The following is a 20975-nucleotide window of genomic DNA, read 5'->3' as shown; positions in this document are numbered from 1 at the left end:
GGGGCAGGCACGCAATGCGTCCCCCTCACCCCGACCCTCTCCCCGGGGGGGAGAGGGGGATTGTCCCCGAATCGAGCGAACCCCATCATTCCCCCTCCCCGCCGCCCGCCGACCATTCCTGGACGCGGGCCAGATGCGCGTAGTCGGTGTAGCGCGGCGCCATCGCCGGGCGTGGGCGGGAGCGGTAAGGCGTCTGCGGGTCGTCGAACTGCGCGATCAGCGCCTCCAGCCCGGCACGCGCCTGCTCGCCCAGCGCTGCCGGGTCGCCCTTGACCGGCTTCTCCTCGCCGGCCGGGTCGCCGCCGGACAGGCGCCAGAAGGTCAGCTCGGCCACGTCGCCCTTGTCCACCCCGCTGAAGCCGCCGGCCGCGGCGATGGCGGCCTCCAGCGGCAGCTGCGGGGCGAAGCCAAGCTCGATCTCGCGCGCGCTCGGCGGAGTGCCGGTCTTGTAATCGATCACCACCAGCCCGTCGGGGCCGCGGTCGATGCGGTCGGCCTTGGCGGTCAGGGCGAAGGGACCGCCGGGGCCGGACAGCTCCAGCCGGCCCGGCACTTCCGTTCCCAGCGGGCGGAGACGGGGGCGGCGCTCGCGCTCCAGATCGACGAACCAGCCGGCCACCCGCTCGAAGCGCGGCCACCAGAAGGCCCAGACGTCGGGATGGCTGCGCAGCAGCGGGCCGAACCGTTCGCGCCCCAGCGCGATCAGCCGGTCGAGCGCGTCATGCGGCAGCGGCCCCGGATGCTCGCGGACGAAGGCGTCGAGCGTGTCGTGGATGATCTGGCCGCGGTCGGACGCGCCCGGATCGGCGGCGATGGGGTCGAGCGCCCGCAGCCGCAGGGCGTGGCGGGCATAGATGGCGTAGGGATCGCGCATCCAGGTCTCGATCTCGGTCACCGACAGCTTGCGCGGCCGGGCGCTCAGCGGCGGGCGCGGTTCCGGTGCGGCCACCGGCTGCACGCGGTCCGGCTCGTCCAGCCCGCGCGCCCAGCCGAGCCAGCAGGCCCCGCGCTCCTCGATCACGCCGTCCAGATCCAGCGCCTTCAGCACGGTTTCCAGCCGCAGCAGCCAGCGCGACGGCACGGTCGGCGTGCCCTCCACCCGCGCCGCACGGGTCAGCACCACTTCGGGCGCGCCGCAGGCATGGGCGAAGTCGTGGGCCGACATGCCGACCAGCCGTTCCGGGCTGGGCAGGCCGAAATCGCGCCGCATCGGCCGCGACATCCAGGGGTCGGCGGAGGCGGCTGGCGGCCAGGTTCCCTCGTTCAGCCCGCCCAGGATGGTCAGGTCGAGATGCTGGAGGCGCGCCTCCATCGGACCCAGGATGAACAGGCGCGGGTGCAGGCCATAGCGCGGACGCACCGCCCGCGCACTCATCAGCGCGTCGAGCAGCGCCGGGTAATCCTTGGCCGGGATCGCCGGGAAGCCGTCCGCCGCATCCAGCAGGTCGTGGACGAAGCGCGCCGCCTCCTCGCCGTCGTCCTGGCGCCACAGCCGCTCCGCCCCGGTCAGCGCATCGTCGGCGGCCAGCGACTCGCAGAAGGCGACATGGGCGCGCACGAGGTCGGCCAGCGGCGTCTCGCCGGCCAGCGCCTCAAGGAAGGGAGCGGCGCGCTGGCCGATGTCGACCAGCCAGGTGCGCAGGAACTCCTGCTGCTCCTCATGGTCGAAGCGCTCGGCCTGCTCCAGTGCGGCGAGCACGCCGTCGAAGCCCTCCGCCGGGCGGGGGCCGCGCAGCACGACGCGCTCCAGCGCGCGGGCGGCGGCGCGGAAATCCGCGGAGTCGCGGCCGCCCGCCGCCATCGGGTGCTTGGCGAGCGCAAGCAGCGCCAGCGGATGGACGCGGCTCGCCGCCAGCTCCGCCGTCAGCCGCAGATAGGTGCCGACCGCGGTGTGGGCGAGCGGCTGGCCGCCGGAATCGTTGACCAGGATGCCCCAACGCGCCAGCGCCATGGCAACCCGGCGTCCCAGGTTGCGGTCGGGGGTGATCAGCGCCGCGGTCTTGGTCGGGGTTTCCAGCGCATGGCGCATCAGCAGCGCGATGACCTGCGCCTCTTCCTCCGAGGTGGTTGCGTCGATGCGGGTCAGCCCGTCCAGCGCCGCGGCGTCCACCCCGGACAGTTCGCGCCAGCCCTCGGTGGTCGCCGCCGGGCGCATCGCCTCGGCGATCAGGCGGGCGCGGGCGCCGCGCGGCTCCGGCGCGTCGGTCCAGGGCAGCACCTCGTGCCGTTCCACCTCCAGCAGGCGGATCAACTGCGACAGCCCGTGCTGCGGGTGGGATTCATCCTCGGCGATGGCGTCCCAGATCGTGTCGTCGGCCCCGGTGTCGAGGCCGGGCAGCACCACCGCCCCCTGCGGCAGCCGGGCGATGACCGCCAGCAGTTCCGTCGTCGCGACGATGGAGCCGGTGGAGCCGGCGGCGATCACCATGCCCGGCGGCGGGGCCGCCTGCCAGAGGGCCGCCTGCGTCTCCAGCGCCAGATTGCGGCGCTTGGCCGGGTCGGTCTGGCCGCCCGACTCGAGGATGGCGGGCCAGACCTCGGTGATGATGCGCAGGAATTTCAGCGTGACCTGCCAGTGCTCGGCATAATCCGCCGGCACCAGCGACTCCAGCTTCTCGAAGCCGGCGCGCTCGGTCCACACCGCGTCGATCAGCCGGCCGAGATCGGCGCCCAGCCGCACCGCCTGCGCCGTGGTCGCCGACAGCCCCTCGGCCCCCAGGATCAGCCGGGCCAGCGTCATCTGCCGGTTCAAGGGCGAGATCGCCTCCGGCAGGTCGAGCGGGACGTCGGGCAGCTCCTCCTCGGTCAGGCTGAGGTCGCCGGCGTCGAGTTCGCCCAGCGGCGCCATCCGCGGCAGCAGCGTCGGCTGCCCGCCCGACCGCCGCAGGAAGGCCGCCTGCAACGCCCGGCAGGCACGCCGCGTCGGCAGCAGCACGGTGACGCCGGCAAGGGCCATCGGATCGCCGCCGACCCGCTCCATGATCCCCGCCGCCAGCATGTCGACGAAGGGCGCGCCTGCGGGGATGCTGTAGACTTTGGGGAGGGTCATGAGCCTGCGATCAAATCCAAGGATGAGCCACTTTCGATTGAGTGTGGCGCGGCTTGAGTATAGCGCGGGCCGGCCCTCAATGCGCCACCGCCCGCATGCCGCCGATGGCCAGCAGTTCCTCGGCCTCTTTCAGCCCGGCGGGCGTGCCGATGTGGAACCACAGCCCGTCATGGGCAAGGCCGAACAGCCGGCCCGCCGCCTGCGCGCGGTCCCAGATCAGGTTGGTGGAAAAGGCGCCGTCGGGGGTGTCCGCCGCGAACAGCTCCGGCTTGACGATCTGCACCCCGGCATAGACGAAGGGCGCCAGCTCGCGCTCGCCCCGGCGGGTCAGCCCGCCCAGCGGGTCCATGTGATAGTCGCCGAGCCCGTCATAGCCGACCGACTTGGTCGTCGCCATCAGCAGCAGCAGCGCGTCCATCTCCGCTGGGTTCCAATGCGCGGCGAGCCGGCGCAGGGCCGGCACCGGCCCGTCGAGCCAGAATATGTCGGCGTTCACCGTATAGACCGGCGCGCTGCCGAGATGGGGCAGGGCCTTCTTCACCCCGCCGCCGGTCTCCAGCAATGTCTCTTCCGGCGACAGGGTGATGGCCGGCGTCGTCCGGTCCTTCAGATGCTCGCCGATCATCGCGCCCAGATAGTGGCTGTTGACCACCGCCCGACCGACGCCGGCCTCGGCCAGCCGGTCGAGCGCATGGTCCAGCATCGGCTTGCCCACCACCGGGATCAGCGGCTTCGGCCGGTGGTTGGTCAGCGGGCGCATGCGCAGGCCCTGGCCGGCGGCCAGGACCATTGCGGTATCGGGAATGGTCATCTCAGAGCGTCTCCGGAACGACGAAGGCGGAACGGGCGGCGGGCGGCAGATGGCGGTCGAACCAGCCGGCGACCGGGGCCAACTCCGGCTTCGCCAGCTGGGCCTCCAGCAGGCGCCAGACCCGCGGCAGATGGACAAGGTAGGACCGCCGCCCCTGGCCCAGCGCCAGACGGACGAAGATGGCGACGATCCGCGTGTGGCGCACCGCCCCCAGCACCGCCATGGCGCGGCGGAAGGCGGCGGCATCGCTGTCGGGGAAGGCGGCGAGATAGCGGGCGACCATCGCGTCCGCCAGAGCGGGCGTCACGTCGCGCCGCGCATCCTCCAGCAGCGAGACGAGGTCGTAGGCCCGCGGCCCCCAGCCGGCGCTCTGGAAGTCGATCAGCCCGGCCGCCTTCACCCCCGGCCGGTCCAGCCGCATCAAATTGTCGACATGGTAGTCGCGCAGCAGAAGCGACGGCGCCCCGGCGCAGACCGGCTCCAGCACCGCGCGCCAGGCCGTATCGAAATCGGAACGATCCTCTTCGCTCAGGGGGCGACCCAGCACCACCGGCACATAGGCGTCGAGGAACAGCCGGGTCTGGGCGATGAACAGGTCGGGATCGTAGACCGGCAGGGCGAGGCGTTGCGCCGCCCCCTCCGGCCAGCCGCGATGGATGGCGATCAGCGCATCGGTCGCCATTGTGTAGAGCGGCTGCGGATCGGCGCCGGCGGCCAGCAGGCGCGTAAATGTTTCGATTCCGAAATCATCCTGGATCGCCAGGCCGCGCTCCACATCCGCCGCCAGCACGGTGGGAACCGACAGCCCGATTGCGGCCAGTTCGGCGCCGATGGCGATGAAGGGGACGAGGTCCTCGGCCGGGGCCGGCGTATCGACCAGGATCAGCGTGCCGCCATCGGCCTTGCGCAGCCGCTCGTACCGTCTTGCAGAGGCATCGCCGGCCAGCGGCTCCCGCACCGCATCGGACAGGCCGTTGGCAGCCAGGAAGGCGGCGATCCCGGCTTGCCGCGCCTGGGACACGGCCGTCATCGCAGCGTCCAGTCGGCGGCGGCCACCCGCGCCGCCAGCGTGCCATGGCCGGTCAGGGTGGCGCGGCGGGCATCGGGGCCGTCATGCTCCATCGTCACCTCCACCCGGTCGGGCGGCAGCAGCGGACCCAGCCGGTCCGGCCATTCGACCAGCGCCACCGCCTCGGCCCGCGCGTCGTCCCAGCCCAGCTCATAGACTTCGTCCGGTCCCGACAAACGGTAGAGGTCGAAATGCCAGACCGGGCCGATGGCGGTGTCGTAGGTCTGCACCAGGGTGAAGGTGGGGGACGGCACCTCGGCGTCCTCATGGGTGACGCTGCGGATCAGTGCCCGCGACAGCGCGCTCTTGCCGGCGCCGAGGTCGCCGCGCAGGGCCACGAGGTCGCCCGGCCGCAGGAGGACGCCGAGCCGGCGGCCCAGCGCCGCGGTGGCGGCCTCGTCGGGCAGGGGCAGGGTGACGGTGTGGAGGGGAGTGTCCGGCATGGCGCGGATACTGTGCGAAGCCGCCGCCCGCCCGCAAGCCGGAAAGAAGAGTGGGTTGGCAACAGGCTCAGCGGCCGATCCGCCGCTTGGGCGACAGCCGGTCGGCCGCTCCCGATCCAGGCCCCGGTGCCGGCCCCGATCCGGCGCCGTCCGCTCCGGCGGTGACCACCAGCCGCGGCGCCTTGTTGAAGTTCATGGTGATCATCAGCGTCAGCGCGCCGTTGATCAGGTGCAGCATCTTGTCGGACGCCACCGGCAGGGGGATGCGCCGGCCCATGCAGTAGCCGACCAGCGCCGCCGTCACCTCGGTGTCGGGCAACCCCAGCTCGGTCACCGCACCGTTGTCGTCGGTGATGGTCAGGCGGGTTTCGATGCCATCCGGCTCCGACCCTTCGGGACGGTGGTAGGCGATCTTGGAGACGGTGCCGACCGGCAGCGTGTCCTTCACCCGGCGCCGGCGATCCAGCACGGCCCGCACGACCTCCTGGTCGGTGAAGACCAGACAGCGAAGTTCCTTCATCCCAGGCCTCCACCCAAACCGGCATGCGGGCCGATGTCCGAACCGGATGGCCCGGATATCCACCGCATCGCTGTACTTTCGGCTTCGCCACTGCCGCGTGCAATCGACAAATTTAAGCGAATTTAAGCGAAATTGTTTTACTGCCGGGATCGGCTGCCGGGATTTGCTGCCGGGACCGTCCGTCGCGCGCCCCCCGCGCGCGGCACAGCACCGCCTTCCCCTTGCTGGGGGTTGACCCGGATGGCAAATGCGGACAATGGAAGGACCGTTCGCCGACCAGTCTCCCGCAACCGTCAACCGGCTTCCTTTCCCCGGCGCCCCGTCTCAAGGAATTGGCTTTCATGTCGCAGACCGCTTCCAGCAACGATGTCCTCACCACCGATGTCGTCATCGTCGGCGCCGGCCCCGTCGGGCTGTTCGCCGTGTTTGAATGCGGCATGCTGAAGATGCGCTGCCATGTGGTGGACGCGCTGGACATGGTCGGCGGCCAGTGCACGGCGCTCTACCCGGAAAAGCCGATCTACGACATCCCGGCCCATCCCTCGATCGAGGCGGCCGACCTGATCGACCGGCTGGCGGAACAGGCCGCCCCCTTCTCGCCCACCTATCACCTGGGCCAGCAGGTGGAAAAGCTGACCCGCCAGGACAACGGGCGCTGGCTGGTGGAGACCAGCATCGGCACGAGGATCGACACCCAGGCCGTCGTCATCGCCGCCGGCAGCGGCGCCTTCGGTCCCAACCGCCCGCCGCTCGACGGGCTGGAGGCCTATGAGGGCAAGTCGGTCTTCTACATGGTGCGCCGCCGCCAGGACTTCGCCGGCAAGAAGGTCGTGATCGCCGGCGGCGGCGACAGCGCCGTCGACTGGGCCATCTCGCTGGCCGACGTGGCGGAGCACGTCTATGTCGTCCACCGCCGTCCGAAGTTCCGCGCCGCCCCCGAAAGCGTCGCCCGCATGGAAGCGCTGGTGCGCGAGGGGCGGGTCGAGATGGTGGTGCCCTATCAACTGTCCGGCCTGGACGGCGCGGACGGCCGGCTGACCGCCGTGCGCGTCGCCACGCTGGACGGCGAGGAGAAGGCGCTGCCGGCCGACGCCCTGCTGGCCTTCTTCGGCCTGTCGATGAATCTCGGCCCCATCGCCGACTGGGGGCTGGATCTGGAGCGCAGCCACATCGCGGTGGCCCAGCCCGGCTGCGCCACCAACGTGCCGGGCGTCTTCGCCATCGGCGACATCGCCACATACCCCGGCAAGCTGAAGCTGATCCTCTGCGGCTTCGCCGAAGCGGCCCAGGCCGCCCACGCCATCCGCCCGCTGGTCTATCCGGGGGAGGCGCTGCATTTCGAATATTCCACCTCGAAGGGCGTGCCGGGCGCGGCGTAAGAAAGCCGGCGTGGCGGGGGCCTACCCGGCCCTCACCCCGCCCTTACTCCGTTTGCCGGCGCCCGCACCGGCATGATGCAGCGGACATGGGCGCTGCGGTAGCCGGCGCTGCCGGTCTCGTCCAGCTCCAGCCGGCCGCCGTGAAGCTCCACCACGTTGCGGGCCAGCGACACGCCCAGCGCCGCCGCACCCTGCGGGTCGGCATCGGGCGCCGCGGCGCCGCTGACCGACAGGGTGATGCTGCCGTTCAGCCGTTCGCCGGCAAGGCGGATGCGGCGGTCCGGCGGCGGGTTGCGGATGGCGCCGACCACCAGGGTGAACAGTGCCTGCTTCAGCCGCTTGCCGTCGCCCTCCATCTCGCCCAGCGCGTCCGGCGCCACCACCTCCAGCCGCAGCCCTTCGCGCCGCGCCCAGTCGCGGGTCAGGCCGGCCACCGAGTCGAGCAGGTCGGGCAGGCTGATCGACCCGCGTTCCAGCGTGGTGACGCCGGCGCCCAGGCTGGTCAGGTCGACCACGTCGTCGATCAGCTCCAGCAGGCGCTGGCCGGCCGCCAGCATGCTGCGCACATATTCCATCTGCCGGGCGTTCAACTCGCCGAAATACTGGTTCGCCAGCACCTCGGCGAAGCCGATGATGCCGTTCAGCGGCGTGCGCAGATGGTGGGAGACGTTGGCGATGAACTCGCTCTTCAACTGGTCGGCGGCTTCCAGCGCGGCGTTGGAGGCGCGCAGCGCCGTCTCCAGCCGGGCGCCGTCGGTGACGTCGAGATAGCTGTTCAGCACCGCCCCGTCGGGCAGCGGCAGGGTGGAGAACTCCACCACCGACCCGTCGCTGCGCTCCACCCGGCCGGAGCGGACGCTGCGCTCCAGCGTGGCGCCGACCAGCTCCTCCTTCACCGCCTCCCAGGTCGCGGCCTCGCCCGGCCGGTCGGCGCTCTTGTCCGCCCCCCTGTCAGCCGCCGCGATTTCCAGCAGCGGGCGCATGCGTTCGATGACGTCGGCGATGTGCGGCTCGCCATGCAGGTCGCCGTCCTCCAGATCCCAGATGCGGGCGAAGGCCGGGTTGGACAGCTTCAGCCGGCCGTCGCCGCCGAACACGGCGATGCCCTCCGCCAGATTGTCCAGCGTCTCCTGCTGCACCGCCATCAGGGTGTTGTAGGAGGATTCCAGCGCCAGCGTGTTGGTCACGTCCTCCAGGATGGTGATCAGCCCGCCCTGCGGATGCGGGGCCGCCAGATGGCGCAGCGTGGTGCCGTCCGGCAGGTGCAGCATCTCCTCCACCGGCTCGACCAGATGGGTGTAGCGGGTCAGCCGTTCGCGCTTGAAGGTCTGGTAGTCGGCATATTCCGGCAGGCGGCGGCGGGCGCGCAGCTCCTCCAGCAGCTCGGCGTTGGTCGGCTCGCCGCGCAGCCACGCCTCGTCCAGATCCCACAGCCGGGCATAGGCCTGGTTGAAGAAGGTCAGCCGGGTGTCGGGGCCGAAGATGGCGATGGCGGTGCCCAGCCGCTCCAGCACCTCCGCATGGGCGGTCAGGTGGCGGTCCAACTCGCCGCGCAGCTCCTCCAGCGGGGTGAGGTCCAGCGCGTAGCCGACCGCCAGCGTGCCGCCGCCGTCGGTCAGCGGCAGCGGCGCCTCCGTCACCTCCAGCAGCCGGCGCTCGGTGCCGATCACCACCGGCGCGCGGTCCGACTGGGCGAAGCCGCCGCTGCGCGCCCGTTCGGCCAGCGCCCGGCCGGTGGCGGTCAGTTCCCGCCCCTCCGCCACCACCGTCCCGGGATCGCCGTCGACGGCGCGGGCATAGGCGCGGTTGCACCAGGACAGCCGTAACGAGCGGTCGCGCATCCACACCGGCAGCGGCAGCGCGTCGGCCATCGCCTGCAACTCGGCAAGGCGGATGCGCGCCGCCCCGGCCGCCTGCTCCTGGCGCTGGGTGGCATCCTTGGCGGCGTCGCGGGCGACGGTCACATCCTCGATCCACACCACGTCGCAGTGGGTGTCGCCGGCCCGTCCGCGCCGGCCGGTCAGCACCAGCCGCCGGCCGTCGGGGGCCGCCGCCTCGCAGCGGAAGGGCTCGCCGTCGCGGCGCAGCCGGGCCAGGGCGGGGCCGAGGTCGGGGGCCGTCAGGGAGTCGGCGAATGAAGCGCAATCGGAAATGCCCAGCAGGGCCGCCGCCTCGTCGGACAGAAGGCCTTCGCCCCGGTCGGTCCAGGCGCACCAGGGCTGCGGCGCTGCGGCCAGCATCGCCCGCCAGCGGTCGCGGTCTGTGGCGGCGTGATCGGCTTGGCGCCGGGGTTCCTTGTTCCAAAAGAAGCCAGCGAGACCGACCACGCTCTTCACCCCCGGGACTGCCGGTGCTTGGTGACTGCCCGGCTGAATCTGTCAGAATGATTCAAGATGCGCAGAGTAGTTCAGCCCTTTCCCACCGACAAGCGACACCCGCCGACCTTGCGCCTTTTCGGATTGCCGTTCCCGCCCAGGTAGATTTCGCTCCAACACGTCCGGTCACGCCATGCTCTCTTCCGGGCTGGGCACCGTCTCTTTCGTGTGGCGCAGGGCGCAAATCGCCTTTTCGACCTCGGGAAAGGCCGCAGCCATGGTCTGGGCATGGCGGGCCGCGTCTGTCTCGCGCCCCTCGACGACGGCGCGTTCGAGCGCGGTGCAGGCGGCGGCCAGCGCCTTCGCCCCGGCGGTCCGCGCCGCCCCGGCGGCCGAATGGGCGGCGGCCCGCGCCTCCTCGCGGTCGCCGGCGTCGAGCGCGTGGCGCACCCGCTCCAGCGTCGGACGCGTCGTCTCGATGAAGAAGTCCATCATGTCGAGCGTGCCGTCATCCAGGCCGCCGTTATCCATGCCGCCGAAAGTTTCCCGCACATGGTCGAGGTCGAGAACCGGGAGCACCTCCTCCGCGGCCGCCGGAGCGGGTATCGGAGCCGGTGCCGGCGCCTCCGCCGGCAGGGGGAGGGGCAGGGGGCGGGCCTCCAGCCAGAAGACCAGCATCTGGGACAGCTGCGCCAGCGTCACCGGCTTGGCGAGGTAGTCGTCCATCCCGGCGGCCAGACAGCGCTCCATCTCGCCGGACAGGGCATTGGCGGTCATGGCGACGATGGGGGTGCGCCGGCGCCCGTCCCGTTCCTCCGCCCGGATGCGGCGGGCAAGCTCGTAGCCGTCCATCACCGGCATATGGCAGTCGGTGACGATCAGCCGGTGCCGGCCGGCGCGCCAGGCCGCCAGCGCCTGCTCGCCGTCGGCCGCCAGCTCCGCCGCATAGCCGAGACGGCGCAGCTGGCGCAGCACGACCTGCTGGTTGGTCGGATGGTCCTCCGCCACCAGGATGGGGCCGTGGCCGGCCGAGTCCGCCGGTCCAGGCGCCGCGGCACCGGCATTGCGCTCCGGCGGCGGATAGGCCGGCTCCGCGCCGGCGGCATCAGGGGCCGTGCGGCCGGTCAGCGTGGCCGCGGCGCGGATCAGGGCGGCGCGGTGGACCGGCTGCACCAGTCCTGCCGCCGCCCCGGCCGCCACCCCGGACGCGGTGTGGGGAGAGGCGACCGCCCCGCCGCCTGCCGCCCCGCCGCCTGCCGCCCCACTGCCTGCCGTCCGCCCGTCGCCGAGCAGGAGCCGCGGCAATCCCGGAGCGCAGGCGCCGGCCAGCGGGTCCAGCCGTCCGGCCAGCGCCGTCGTCGTCACCAGCAGCCCGAAGCCGCCCCGCCCCAGCTTCGATGCCGCGTCGGCCACCGAGGAGGAGACCGTCACCGTCGCCCCGCCCTGCTCGAGATAGCAGGCCAGCACCGCGCGCTGCACCTCGTCCTCGTCGGCGACGAGGACCGGCAGGCCGTCCAGCGGCGTGGAGGACGGCGCCGGCAGGGCTTCCGGCGCACGCGGCAGCTCCACCGTGAACCAGAAGGTGGATCCGGCGCCGGGCACCGAGGTGACGCCGATCCGCCCGCCCATCCGCTCGATCAGCCGGGTGCAGATCGCCAGCCCCAGCCCGGTGCCGCCGAACCGGCGGGTGGTGGAGCTGTCGGCCTGGCTGAAGGGCTGGAACAGCCGGGCCTGCCCCTCCGGCCCGATGCCGATCCCGGTGTCCTCCACCGCCACATGCAGGCGGACATGGCCCGGCTTTGCTGGGTCGGCATCGTCGGGGCCTGCGGTGCCGACGCGCAGCACCACCCGGCCGCGGTCGGTGAACTTGATGGCGTTGCCGGTCAGGTTGAACAGGATCTGGCGCAGCCGGCCGGAATCGCCGCGCAGCCGGTCCGGCACCGACCGGTCGATGGCGCAGATCAGCGCCAGCCCCTTCTGGTGGGCCTGGGGCGCCAGCAGGTCCGACACCCCCTCGACCAGATCGGCCGGGCGCAGCTCCAGCTCCTCCAGCTCCAGCTTGCCCGCCTCGATCTTCGACAGATCCAGGATGTCGTCGATGATCCGCAGCAGGGCCGCCCCGCTGTCGCGCATGGTCGAGACCAGCGTGCGCTGCTCCTCGTCCAGCGGGGTCAGGGCCATCAGCTCCAGCATGCCCAGCACGCCGTTCATCGGCGTGCGGATCTCGTGGCTCATCGTCGCCAGGAATTCGGCCTTGGACCGGGCGGCGATCTCCGCCTGCTCCTTGGCGCTGCGCAGCGCTTCCTCCGCCTGCTTGCGCGCGGTGATGTCGGTGCTCCAGGCCAGCACCGCCGGCTCGCCCTCGAAGCTGGTGCGCTGGAGCGTCTGCAAGGCCCAGACCCGGCTGCCGTCGGGGCGGTCGACCGCAACCTCGGCATCGCGCACCAGCACGCCGCCGCTCTCCGCCTCCCAGTCCTGCCCGGTTCCGCCCCGGCTGATGCTGGCGCCGGGCAGAGCCAGCGCGTGGCGGCTGCCGATGAAATCCTCCGGCGGCCGGCCGGCCAGCTCGGCGGCACGGGCGTTGGCGAAGGCGACGCTGCCGTCGGCGCGGCCGATGGAGACGCCGACCGGGCTCTGTTCCAGGATGGTGCGCAGCCGGCGCTCGCCGTCGGCCAGCGCGCTTTCCCGGGCGCGGATGGTGGTGACGAAATAGGACAGCGCGCGGGCCATCTCGCCGATCTCGTCCCGGCTGCCGGACGGGGTGGCGGCCGGCAGGTCCAGATGGGACAGCGGATCGGGCATCGTGCCGGGCATCAGGCCCGGCATCTTGTCCGGCTCGGCCGTCTCCACCGCCTGCATGGCGCTGCGCAGGCGGCGCAGCCGCGCCACCACATTGCGGTGGATGTAGGCGAAGATGGCGGCGGCACCCAGGATCGACAGCACGGCCATGGCGATCACCGCCCGCTCGCCGTCGCGGATCACCCGCTCGAACTCACCGGACCGGTGGGCGACATCCTGCTCCACCGCCAGGAAATAGTCGGAGACGATGCCGACCAGCTGGTCGGAGACCGCCTGGTTGCGCGCGGCCGACCGCTTGATCGCCCGTTGCAGCGACAGCTCCGCCTCGCGCAGGGCGAACAGCGGCGAGCGGCCGGACGCCTGGTCCACCAGCTCGCGCTGCAACGGCTCCAGCCGGGCGGCCTGTCCGGCCGGCAGCAGGGCCAGCGCCTCCGCGGCATTGTCCAGCGCGGTGCGGGTGTCGGCCTGGAGACGGTCCAGCTGGCTGTCGCGGTCGGCGCGCAGCGCCGCCAGCAGCGTGGTCGCCGCGCCGGTCAGCTCGCGGCGCCAGCGCTCCAGCGCCGCGCGGCTGCGCTCCGCCGCCTCGGCATCGGGCAAGGAGGCTTGATCCCCGGCCCGCAGCTCCATGGTCCAGGCGCCTTCGGCCTCCTGCGACTCGGCGGCGCCCAGCCGGCCGGTCAGGGTGGCCAGCGCCTGGGCGCGGGCGCTGGTCTCGGCGGTCAGGGCCAGCTGCTGCCGGACCTGGGCGTTCAGGGTCAGCAGCGTGCCGACCAGCTCGTTCTTGCGGCGGTCCAGCTCGCCCAGATCCGCCCGACTGTTTTCCGCCCTGTTGCTTTCGGCCCGGCTGTTGCCGGCCCTGCCGTCCGTCCTGGCGCCGGGCTGATCGGCGAAGCGCACGGCGCCGCCATGGGCGATCAGCCGGGCCATCAGCTGTTCCAGCCGGACGATCTGGTCGCCCATCCGCGCCATCACCGCTTCGCGCGCGGTCTGGTCCTGGGCGGCGACCAGGGCGGGGGCGATGGCGGCTACGGCGCCGCTCTGCTGCACCAGCTGGGCGGCGGCGACCAGCCCCGGCACCTTGGCGGTGGCGATCTGCTCGTACCCCTGGTGGAAGCGGGAGAACAGCGAGACGGCGACGACGCTGGTCGCCGCGGCCAGCCCGCCGATGACCGTCAACCCCGCCAGGATGCGGAACGCCACGCTCCGCCCCAGATTGAGCCCCAGGTTCCGCCGGGGACTTCGCATGCCCACCCCCTCGCCCGTTGCCGATCCACCCCCATCAGCATGCCGATCATGCCATAGAAAGCGGGGGAGGGGTGGGGCGAAGTCGCGGGCGGGGTTTCAGTCGGGGGACGGGCCTTCAGGCGACGCCGGTGGACCCGAAGCCGCCGGTGCCGCGCGCGGTCTCGTCCAGCGAGGCGACCTCGACCAGCACCGCCTGGGGCGCCTCGGCGATCACCGCCTGGGCGATGCGGTCGCCGCGGGCGATGGCGAAGGGCTCCTCGCCCAGATTGACCAGGCAGACGCCGACCGGCCCGCGGTAGTCGCAATCGACGGTGCCCGGCGTGTTCAGCACGGTGACGCCGTTCTTCACCGCCAGCCCGGAGCGCGGCCTGATCTGCATCTCCCACCCCGCCGGCAGCCCGACGGCGAAGCCGGTCGGCACCAGCACCCGCTTGCCGGGCTCCAGCGTGACGGGGGCGTCCGCCGGCACCGCGGCGCGCAGGTCGAACCCGGCCGCACCTTCGGTCGCGTAGGAGGGCAGCGGCAGGTCGTCGTTGCCGGGCAGGCGGAGGAAGGCGACGGTGGGAGTCGGGGCGGGGGACATGATGCGGTTCCTGTGGTCGGATGGCCGGACGGTCGCCGGGTAGACGCTACTTCGCCTTGAGGGTCTCGGTGAAATGCTCCGCCACCGCCTGGGCCAGCCGGGAGGCGACGGCGTCCTTGGCCATGGTGGGCCAGGACTCGACGCCGTCGGCACGGATCAGGTGGACGGTGTTGTCGCTGCCGCCGAAGGTGCCGGTGCCGGGGGAGACGTCGTTGGCGACGATCCAGTCGCAGCCCTTGCGGGCGCGCTTGGCGGTGGCATAGGCCAGCACGTCGCCGGTTTCCGCCGCGAAGCCGACGACCAGCGCCGGGCGGCGGTCGCCGGGGCGGGACAGGGTGGCGAGGATGTCGGGGTTCTCGGTCAGCGCCAGGGCGGGCGGGCCGCCGCCGTCCTTCTTCAGCTTGCGGTCGCTGGCACCGTCGACGCGCCAGTCCGCCACCGCGGCGGCGCAGACGGCGATGTCGGCCGGCAAGGCCGCCTCGCAGGCCGCCAGCATCTCGCGCGCCGTCTCGATATGGGTGACGCGGCATCCGGCCGGGTCGGGCAGGCGGGTCGGGCCGCTGACCAGCGTCACCTCGGCTCCCAGCGTCGCCAGAGCCGCGGCGATGGCATGGCCCTGCTTGCCCGACGAGCGGTTGGCGATGTAGCGCACCGGGTCGATCGGCTCGTGGGTCGGGCCGCTGGTGACGATGGCGCGGCGTCCGGCGAGCGGCCGGTGGGAGGCTTGCGCGAAGAAACCGGCGATGGCGTCGACGATCTCCATCGGCTCGGCCATGCGGCCGGGACCGTATTCGTTGCAGGCCATCACGCCCTCGTTGGGGCCGACGCGCAGCACGCCGCGGCTTTCCAGCAGCGCCATGTTGGCCTGGGTCGCGGCATGCTGCCACATGCGCACATTCATGGCGGGGGCGACCAGCACCGGCTTGTCGGTGGCCAGCAGCACGGTGGCGGCCAGATCGTCGGCCATGCCGGCGGCCATCCGCGCCAGCAGGTTGGCGGTGGCCGGCGCCACGACCAGCAGGTCGGCCTCGCGCGACAGCCGGATGTGGCCCATCTCCGACTCGTCGGTCAGCGACCACAGGTCGCGGTAGACGGTATCCTCGGTCAGCGCCTGTACCGACAACGGGGTGACGAAGCGGGCGCCGGCCTCGGTCAGCACCGCCCGCACCGTCACGCCGCGCTCGCGCAGGCGGCGGATCAGCTCCAGGCTCTTGTAGGCGGCGATGCCGCCGGCGATGACCAGCAGAACGCGCTTGCCGGCCAGACTGGCGTGATCGGCCATGCGAACCCCCTCTTTCCGGCGCCCGTTTCCCAAGACCCGCTTCCCGACGCCTCATGCCCGCTGCTGATAGTTCATCGCGCCGCCCCCGGCAAGCGGCCGGGCCGCGACATTTCCGGTCCGGCGACGATTTCGATCCGTTCGTGACCGTGCGCATGCGCGGAGGGGTGGGATTTTCAGAATTATCTGTTAGACAATAGGAGCTGTCCCGTCCCTACCTTCGCGTGTCGCACACAGCATGCCGCCAGGTTCCATCCCCGTCCTGCTGATCGAAGACACGCCCTCGCTGGCCCGTGTCTATGCAGAATACCTGAAAAAGGAATCCCACGCCGTCATCTCGGTGGAAACCGGGGCCGACGCGCTGGCGCAGCTGAACGACGGCGCGCCGATGGTGGTTCTGCTGGATTTGCAGCTGCCGGACATGAACGGGATGGAGGTGCTGAAACGCATCGACGCCCAGGCGCTGCCCTGCGCCGTTATCGTCATCACCGCCCACGGCTCGGTGAAGGCGGCGGTGGAGGCGATGCGCTACGGTGCCTACGATTTCCTGGTGAAGCCCTTCTCCGCCGACCGGCTGGTGGTGACGGTCCGCAACGCGATGGAGCGGCTGCGGCTGGCCCAGCTGGTTGACACCTTCGAGAAGGACCTGAACCGCGCCCGCTACCACGGCTTCATCGGCTCGTCGCTGGCGATGCAGGCGGTCTACCGCATCGTCGACAGCGCCGCCTCCTCGCGCGCCACCGTCTTCATCACCGGCGAGTCCGGCACCGGCAAGGAGGTCTGCGCCGAGGCGATCCACCGCCAGAGCCAGCGGGCGGCCCGCCCCTTCATCGCCATCAACTGCGGCGCCATCCCGAAGGATCTCATGGAAAGCGAGATCTTCGGCCATGTGAAGGGCAGCTTCACCGGGGCGGTGTCCGACCGCGAGGGGGCGGCGGCCCGCGCCGACGGCGGCACCCTGTTCCTGGACGAGATCTGCGAGCTGGCGCCCGATCTCCAGACCAAGCTGCTGCGCTTCATCCAGACCGGCACCTTCACCCCCGTCGGCGGGTCGAAGCTGGAGAAGGTCGACCTGCGCATCGTCTGCGCCACCAACCGCGATCCCCTGCGCGAGGTGGAGGAGGGGCGGTTCCGCGAGGATCTCTATTACCGCCTGCACGTCATCCCCATCCATCTGCCGCCGCTGCGCGAGCGCGAGGACGACGTGCTGGAGATCGCCCGCCACTATCTGGCCGAGTTCGCCAAGGAGGAGAAGAAGGGCTTCACCCGCTTCTCGCCCCAGACCGAACATGCGCTGCGCCATTACCACTGGCCGGGCAACGTCCGCCAATTGCAGAATGTCGTGCGCATCGTCGCGGTCCTGCATGACGGCGACACCGTGACGCCCGAGATGCTGCCGTCGCCTCTCGGCACGCCGCAGCCGTTGCAGGTGCTGGCCGCCGCCGCGCCGGCCGGCGGCGCCGCAGCCCCGCGGCCCCATGTCCCGCTCTCCCCCGACGCCATCAAGCCGCTGTGGGAGGTCGAGAAGGACGCCATCGAGGACGCCATCGCGGCCTGTGACGGCAACATTCCGCGCGCCGCCGCCCTGCTGCAGATCAGCGCCTCCACGATCTACCGCAAGCGTCTGGCCTGGCAGGCCGAGGGGAAGCTGTAGCCTCGGCCGGCGACCGGACCGACGCATCAGACCGGCTTTGGTCTAACCCTTTATTTCGGCAAGAAAATCCGCCTCACGCCTGGAATCCGCCAAGAAACGGGCTAATACCCTTCGACAAAGCTCCGTCGCCTTGGTCGTAATTCCACTCCGGATTTGGCCGTCGTTCGTCCTATGCCGTGAGATGGAATTGCCCGCAACCACAGCATGCGGCTAGCCTCCCCGCACAATGTCTTGGTTCCGCTTGCCCGGCAGGCCTCACGGCGCGGCCGATGCCGGCGATCTTGGACCCAGCCGTTTGCCAAAGACTTGTCTTGCAGTGACCAAAGGGGAGGCCCATGACCAACGGTACCGTAAAATGGTTCAACACCACCAAAGGTTACGGCTTCATCGCGCCGGAGGCCGGTTCAAAGGACGTGTTCGTGCACATCACCGCGGTTCAGCGCTCCGGCCTGCATGCCCTGTCGGAGGGCCAGCGTGTCCAGTTCGAGGTCGCCCGCGGCGACAACGGCAAGGACTCCGCCGTGAACATCAGCGTCGTCGAGTGACGGGCCCGCGCTGAATCAGACCGGATACCCGGCGGCGCGGTAGGCCGCGATGGCGTCCCCGGCCAGCCGGGGAATGTCGCCGCGCAGCCTCTCCACCGCGTCCGCCGACCCGTCCCCAGCCGTTTTTCCGGCCTCCTCCCGCTCCGCCGGCGATGCCCGGCAGGCCATCTCCAGCGCGCGGGCGGCGCTGCACAGGGTGGTGGCGCCGAAGGTCCCGGCGGTGCTTTTCAGCGTGTGCGCCTCGCGCGTCAGGATGGCGCGGTCGGTCTCCCCGGCGATGCGCGCCACCCGTTCGCGGGTCTCCTCCACGAACTGCCGCAGCACGTCGGTCAGCAGTTCCGCATCCAGATCCTGCGCCAGCTGGGCCAGCACCTCGCGGTCCAGCACCTCCCCCGCCTCCGCCGGCGCGACCGATGCGCAGAGGCCGAAGCCGGCCGGCATGTCCGGGTCCGCCGATGCCTGCGCCGTCGCGATGCGCAGCCATTTCTCCACCGTCTCCAGCAGCAGCAGCCGGTCGACCGGCTTGGCGACATGGTCGTTCATGCCGGCATTCTGGCAGCGGATGCGGTCGGCCTCTTCGGTGTCGGCGGTCATGGCCACCACCGGCACCCGGCCGGCCGGCCCCGGCAGCTCGCGCAGCAGGCGGGTGGCGGTCAGCCCGTCCATCTCCGGCATCGACAGGTCCATCAGGATCAGGTCGTAGCCGCCGGCCTGCGCCGCCATCACCGCCTCCAGCCCGTTGTTGGCGGTGTCGGCGCGGTGCCCGGCCTGCGCCAGGATGGCGGTGACCAGCATCTGGTTCAGCGGACTGTCCTCCACCACCAGAATCCGGCAGGGCGCCGGCTGACCGTCCGTGGGGAGAAGCGACGGCGGCGTCCGCTCAGTCATCGCACGCATGCTCCGCAATGAGGAAGGCGCCAGTGTATAGGGCGCGGCCTTGCCGCTGCAAAGCCCCGCTCCATGTATGCGGACGGGTGGTATTCACGGAGTCCCGCCGTCCGGCGCTTCAAATCGGCGCGTCCCGCCGGTATGGTGTCGCGCTTGGCCGGTGTCCGGACCCGATGCCGCCCACCTGACAAACAGCTTCCCTTCGACTTCAGGCAGTGCCGCAGACGATGACCAAACTGAACACCTACCGCTCCGGTCCCGACGAGCGCGGGCATTTCGGAATCTTTGGCGGCCGCTTCGTCGCCGAGACGCTGATGCCCCTGATCCTGGAGGTCGAGAAGGCCTATCGCGACGCACGCGCCGATCCCGCCTTCGAAGGGGAGATGCGCCAGCAGCTGAAGCAGTATGTCGGCCGGCCCAACCCGCTCTATTACGCGGAACGCCTGACCGAACAGCTGGGCGGCGCCAAGATCTACTTCAAGCGCGAGGAGCTGAACCACACCGGCGCGCACAAGATCAACAACTGCATCGGCCAGATCCTGCTGGCCCGGCGCATGGGCAAGACCCGCATCATCGCCGAGACGGGCGCCGGCCAGCATGGCGTGGCGACCGCGACGGTCTGCGCGCTCTACAACATGCCCTGCGTCATCTACATGGGCGAGACCGACATCGCCCGCCAGCAGCCCAACGTCTTCCGCATGAAGCTGCTCGGCGCCGAGGTCCGGCCGGTGACGTCCGGCAGCGGCACGCTGAAGGACGCGATGAACGAGGCGCTGCGCGACTGGGTCACCAACGTTTCCGACACCTTCTACATCATCGGCACCGCCGCCGGCCCGCACCCCTATCCCGCCATGGTCCGCGACTTCCAGTCGGTGATCGGCGACGAGGTGCGCACCCAGATGCAGGAGCTGGAAGGCCGGCTGCCCGACAGCCTGGTCGCCTGCGTCGGCGGCGGCTCCAACGCCATCGGCCTGTTCCACCCCTTCCTCGACGATCCCTCGGTGCAGATGATCGGCGTCGAGGCCGCCGGCCGCGGCATCGAGAAGGGTCCGCTCGACCATGCCGCCTCGATCAACGGCGGCCGTCCCGGCGTGCTGCACGGCAACCGCACCTATCTGCTGCAGGACGAGGACGGCCAGATCCTCGAAGGCCACTCGATCTCCGCCGGTCTCGACTATCCCGGCATCGGGCCGGAGCACAGCTGGCTGCATGACGTCGGCCGCGTCGACTACGCCTATGCCACCGACCAGGAGGCGCTGGACGCCTTCCAGCTCTGCGCCCGCACCGAGGGCATCATCCCGGCGCTCGAATCCGCCCACGGCCTTGCCGAGGTGATCAAGCGCGCGCCGACCCTGCCCAAGGACCACCTGATGGTGCTGTGCCTGTCGGGCCGCGGCGACAAGGACATCTTCTCCGTCGCCAAGCATCTGGGAGTGGAACTGTGAGCGCCGTGGAGAGTGCCGTCATGAAGAGCGTGGACGTCCTGGCCGACGGCCGCATCGCCCGCCGTTTTGCCGCGCTGAAGGCGGAAGGCCGCGCCGGCCTGGTCACCTTCATCACCGCCGGCGATCCCGATCCCGCCGTGTCGCAGGCGGTGCTGAACGGCCTGCCGGCCGCCGGCGCCGACCTGATCGAGCTGGGCATGCCCTTCACAGACCCGATGGCCGACGGCCCGGCGATCCAGGCCTCCTCGCTGCGCGCGTTGAAGGCCGGGATGACGGTGCGCAGGACGCTGGAGATGGTCCGCGGCTTCCGCAAGCTGGATGCCGACACCCCGATCATCCTGATGGGCTATTTCAACCCGATCCACGCCTATGGGGTGGAGCCCTTCCTGGCCGCCGCGCGCGAAGCCGGGGTGGATGGCCTGATCGTCGTCGACCTGCCGCCGGAAGAGGACGAGGAGCTGTGCCTCCCGGCGCTGAAGGCCGGCGTCAGCTTCGTCCGCCTGACGACGCCGACCACCGACGAGGCGCGCATGCCCGCCGTGATGCGCAACACTTCGGGCTTCGTCTATTACGTGTCGATCGCCGGCATCACCGGCACCGCCAGCGCGTCCAACACCGCCATCGACGCGGCGGTCGCCCGGCTGAAGCGCCACACCGGCCTGCCGGTCGCCGTCGGCTTCGGCATCAAGACGCCGGATCAGGCCGCCGAGGTCGCCCGCGTTGCCGACGCCGCCGTGGTCGGCTCCGCCATCGTCACCCGTCTGGCCGATGGGCTGGCCGATGGAGTTGACGGGGCCGGCAGCGTCAGGCCGGGCACGGTCGAGGACGTTCTGGGCTTCGTCGGCGAGCTTGCCAAGGGCGTGCGCGCGGCGCGGGGCTGAGGGACGGACGGTTTACAACGACGGCAAACCGCTTTACGACACCTGCAACACGATCGCTCATGGCGACGAC

At 71.4% G+C, this 20975-nt stretch carries 15 protein-coding genes; 5 read left to right on the top strand and 10 right to left on the bottom strand.

Annotated features, from left to right (window positions below; all coding sequences use genetic code 11):
- Window positions 1-85 precede the first annotated feature (85 nt).
- The 5 genes from addB to TSH64_RS05565 form a co-directional block, all read right to left on the bottom strand.
- A complete protein-coding gene (gene addB, locus TSH64_RS05585) occupies window positions 86-3049 on the bottom strand; it encodes a double-strand break repair protein AddB (protein ID WP_109095907.1) in 2964 nt (987 codons plus the stop codon).
- A gap of 76 nt (window positions 3050-3125) precedes the next feature.
- Entirely contained in the window at window positions 3126-3860 is a 735-nt protein-coding gene (locus tag TSH64_RS05580; protein WP_109095906.1) for a nucleotidyltransferase family protein, read from the bottom strand.
- Window position 3861: 1 nt separating this feature from the next.
- The gene (locus TSH64_RS05575; RefSeq protein WP_109095905.1) at window positions 3862-4890 is read right to left on the bottom strand and encodes a phosphotransferase; all 1029 of its coding nucleotides are present in this window, start codon (window positions 4888-4890) and stop codon (window positions 3862-3864) included.
- Window positions 4887-5372, bottom strand: coding sequence for a tRNA (adenosine(37)-N6)-threonylcarbamoyltransferase complex ATPase subunit type 1 TsaE (gene tsaE, locus TSH64_RS05570; RefSeq protein WP_109095904.1), 486 nt, complete (start codon window positions 5370-5372; stop codon window positions 4887-4889). The genes TSH64_RS05575 and tsaE overlap by 4 nt, the downstream gene beginning before the upstream one ends.
- A 67-nt stretch (window positions 5373-5439) precedes the next feature.
- Window positions 5440-5892: a hypothetical protein gene (locus TSH64_RS05565; RefSeq protein ID WP_109095903.1), complete on the bottom strand. Its 453-nt coding sequence runs from the start codon at window positions 5890-5892 to the stop codon at window positions 5440-5442.
- A gap of 341 nt (window positions 5893-6233) precedes the next feature.
- Between TSH64_RS05565 and TSH64_RS05560 the strand changes: the two genes are divergently transcribed.
- A complete protein-coding gene (locus TSH64_RS05560) occupies window positions 6234-7271 on the top strand; it encodes an NAD(P)/FAD-dependent oxidoreductase (RefSeq protein WP_109095902.1) in 1038 nt (345 codons plus the stop codon).
- 32 nt (window positions 7272-7303) lie between these two features.
- On the opposite strand, the gene TSH64_RS05555 is transcribed toward TSH64_RS05560, so the two are convergent.
- The 4 genes from TSH64_RS05555 to coaBC all read right to left on the bottom strand — a co-directional run bounded on the left by TSH64_RS05555 (window position 7304) and on the right by coaBC (window position 15495).
- Window positions 7304-9598: a PAS domain-containing sensor histidine kinase gene (locus TSH64_RS05555; RefSeq protein ID WP_247872771.1), complete on the bottom strand. Its 2295-nt coding sequence runs from the start codon at window positions 9596-9598 to the stop codon at window positions 7304-7306.
- 174 nt (window positions 9599-9772) lie between these two features.
- The gene (locus TSH64_RS36570) at window positions 9773-13585 is read right to left on the bottom strand and encodes a response regulator (RefSeq protein ID WP_282188096.1); all 3813 of its coding nucleotides are present in this window, start codon (window positions 13583-13585) and stop codon (window positions 9773-9775) included.
- A 160-nt stretch (window positions 13586-13745) separates the two neighbouring features.
- Complete coding sequence (gene dut, locus TSH64_RS05545; RefSeq protein WP_109095899.1) at window positions 13746-14213, bottom strand: dUTP diphosphatase; 468 nt, start codon at window positions 14211-14213, stop codon at window positions 13746-13748.
- A gap of 46 nt (window positions 14214-14259) precedes the next feature.
- On the bottom strand, window positions 14260-15495 hold the full coding sequence (coaBC, locus tag TSH64_RS05540) for a bifunctional phosphopantothenoylcysteine decarboxylase/phosphopantothenate--cysteine ligase CoaBC (RefSeq protein WP_109095898.1): 1236 nt from the start codon (window positions 15493-15495) through the stop codon (window positions 14260-14262).
- 235 nt (window positions 15496-15730) lie between these two features.
- Between coaBC and TSH64_RS05535 the strand changes: the two genes are divergently transcribed.
- Together TSH64_RS05535 and TSH64_RS05530 are read left to right on the top strand one after the other, a co-directional pair.
- Window positions 15731-17146 (top strand): sigma-54 dependent transcriptional regulator, encoded by a 1416-nt coding sequence (locus tag TSH64_RS05535; protein WP_109095897.1) that lies wholly within the window; start codon window positions 15731-15733, stop codon window positions 17144-17146.
- Between the two features lie 335 nt (window positions 17147-17481).
- Window positions 17482-17691: a cold-shock protein gene (locus TSH64_RS05530; RefSeq protein WP_109095896.1), complete on the top strand. Its 210-nt coding sequence runs from the start codon at window positions 17482-17484 to the stop codon at window positions 17689-17691.
- Window positions 17692-17706: 15 nt separating this feature from the next.
- Here the strand turns inward: TSH64_RS05530 and TSH64_RS05525 are convergent, their stop codons facing one another.
- Window positions 17707-18579 (bottom strand): response regulator, encoded by an 873-nt coding sequence (locus TSH64_RS05525; protein ID WP_109095895.1) that lies wholly within the window; start codon window positions 18577-18579, stop codon window positions 17707-17709.
- A 227-nt stretch (window positions 18580-18806) separates the two neighbouring features.
- On the opposite strand from TSH64_RS05525, the gene trpB reads away from it, so the two are divergent.
- Window positions 18807-20024: a tryptophan synthase subunit beta gene (gene trpB / locus TSH64_RS05520; protein ID WP_109095894.1), complete on the top strand. Its 1218-nt coding sequence runs from the start codon at window positions 18807-18809 to the stop codon at window positions 20022-20024.
- 20 nt (window positions 20025-20044) lie between these two features.
- Window positions 20045-20905 carry a tryptophan synthase subunit alpha gene (gene trpA, locus TSH64_RS05515; protein ID WP_109095893.1) on the top strand — a complete coding sequence of 287 codons (861 nt, stop codon included), beginning with the start codon at window positions 20045-20047 and terminating at the stop codon, window positions 20903-20905.
- Window positions 20906-20975: the final 70 nt, after the last annotated feature.

The sequence above is a fragment of the Azospirillum sp. TSH64 genome, from assembly GCF_003116035.1.
Taxonomy (GTDB): domain Bacteria; phylum Pseudomonadota; class Alphaproteobacteria; order Azospirillales; family Azospirillaceae; genus Azospirillum.
Note: the sequence above shows the minus strand (reverse complement) of the source record. Positions and strands in the feature narration are given on the sequence as shown.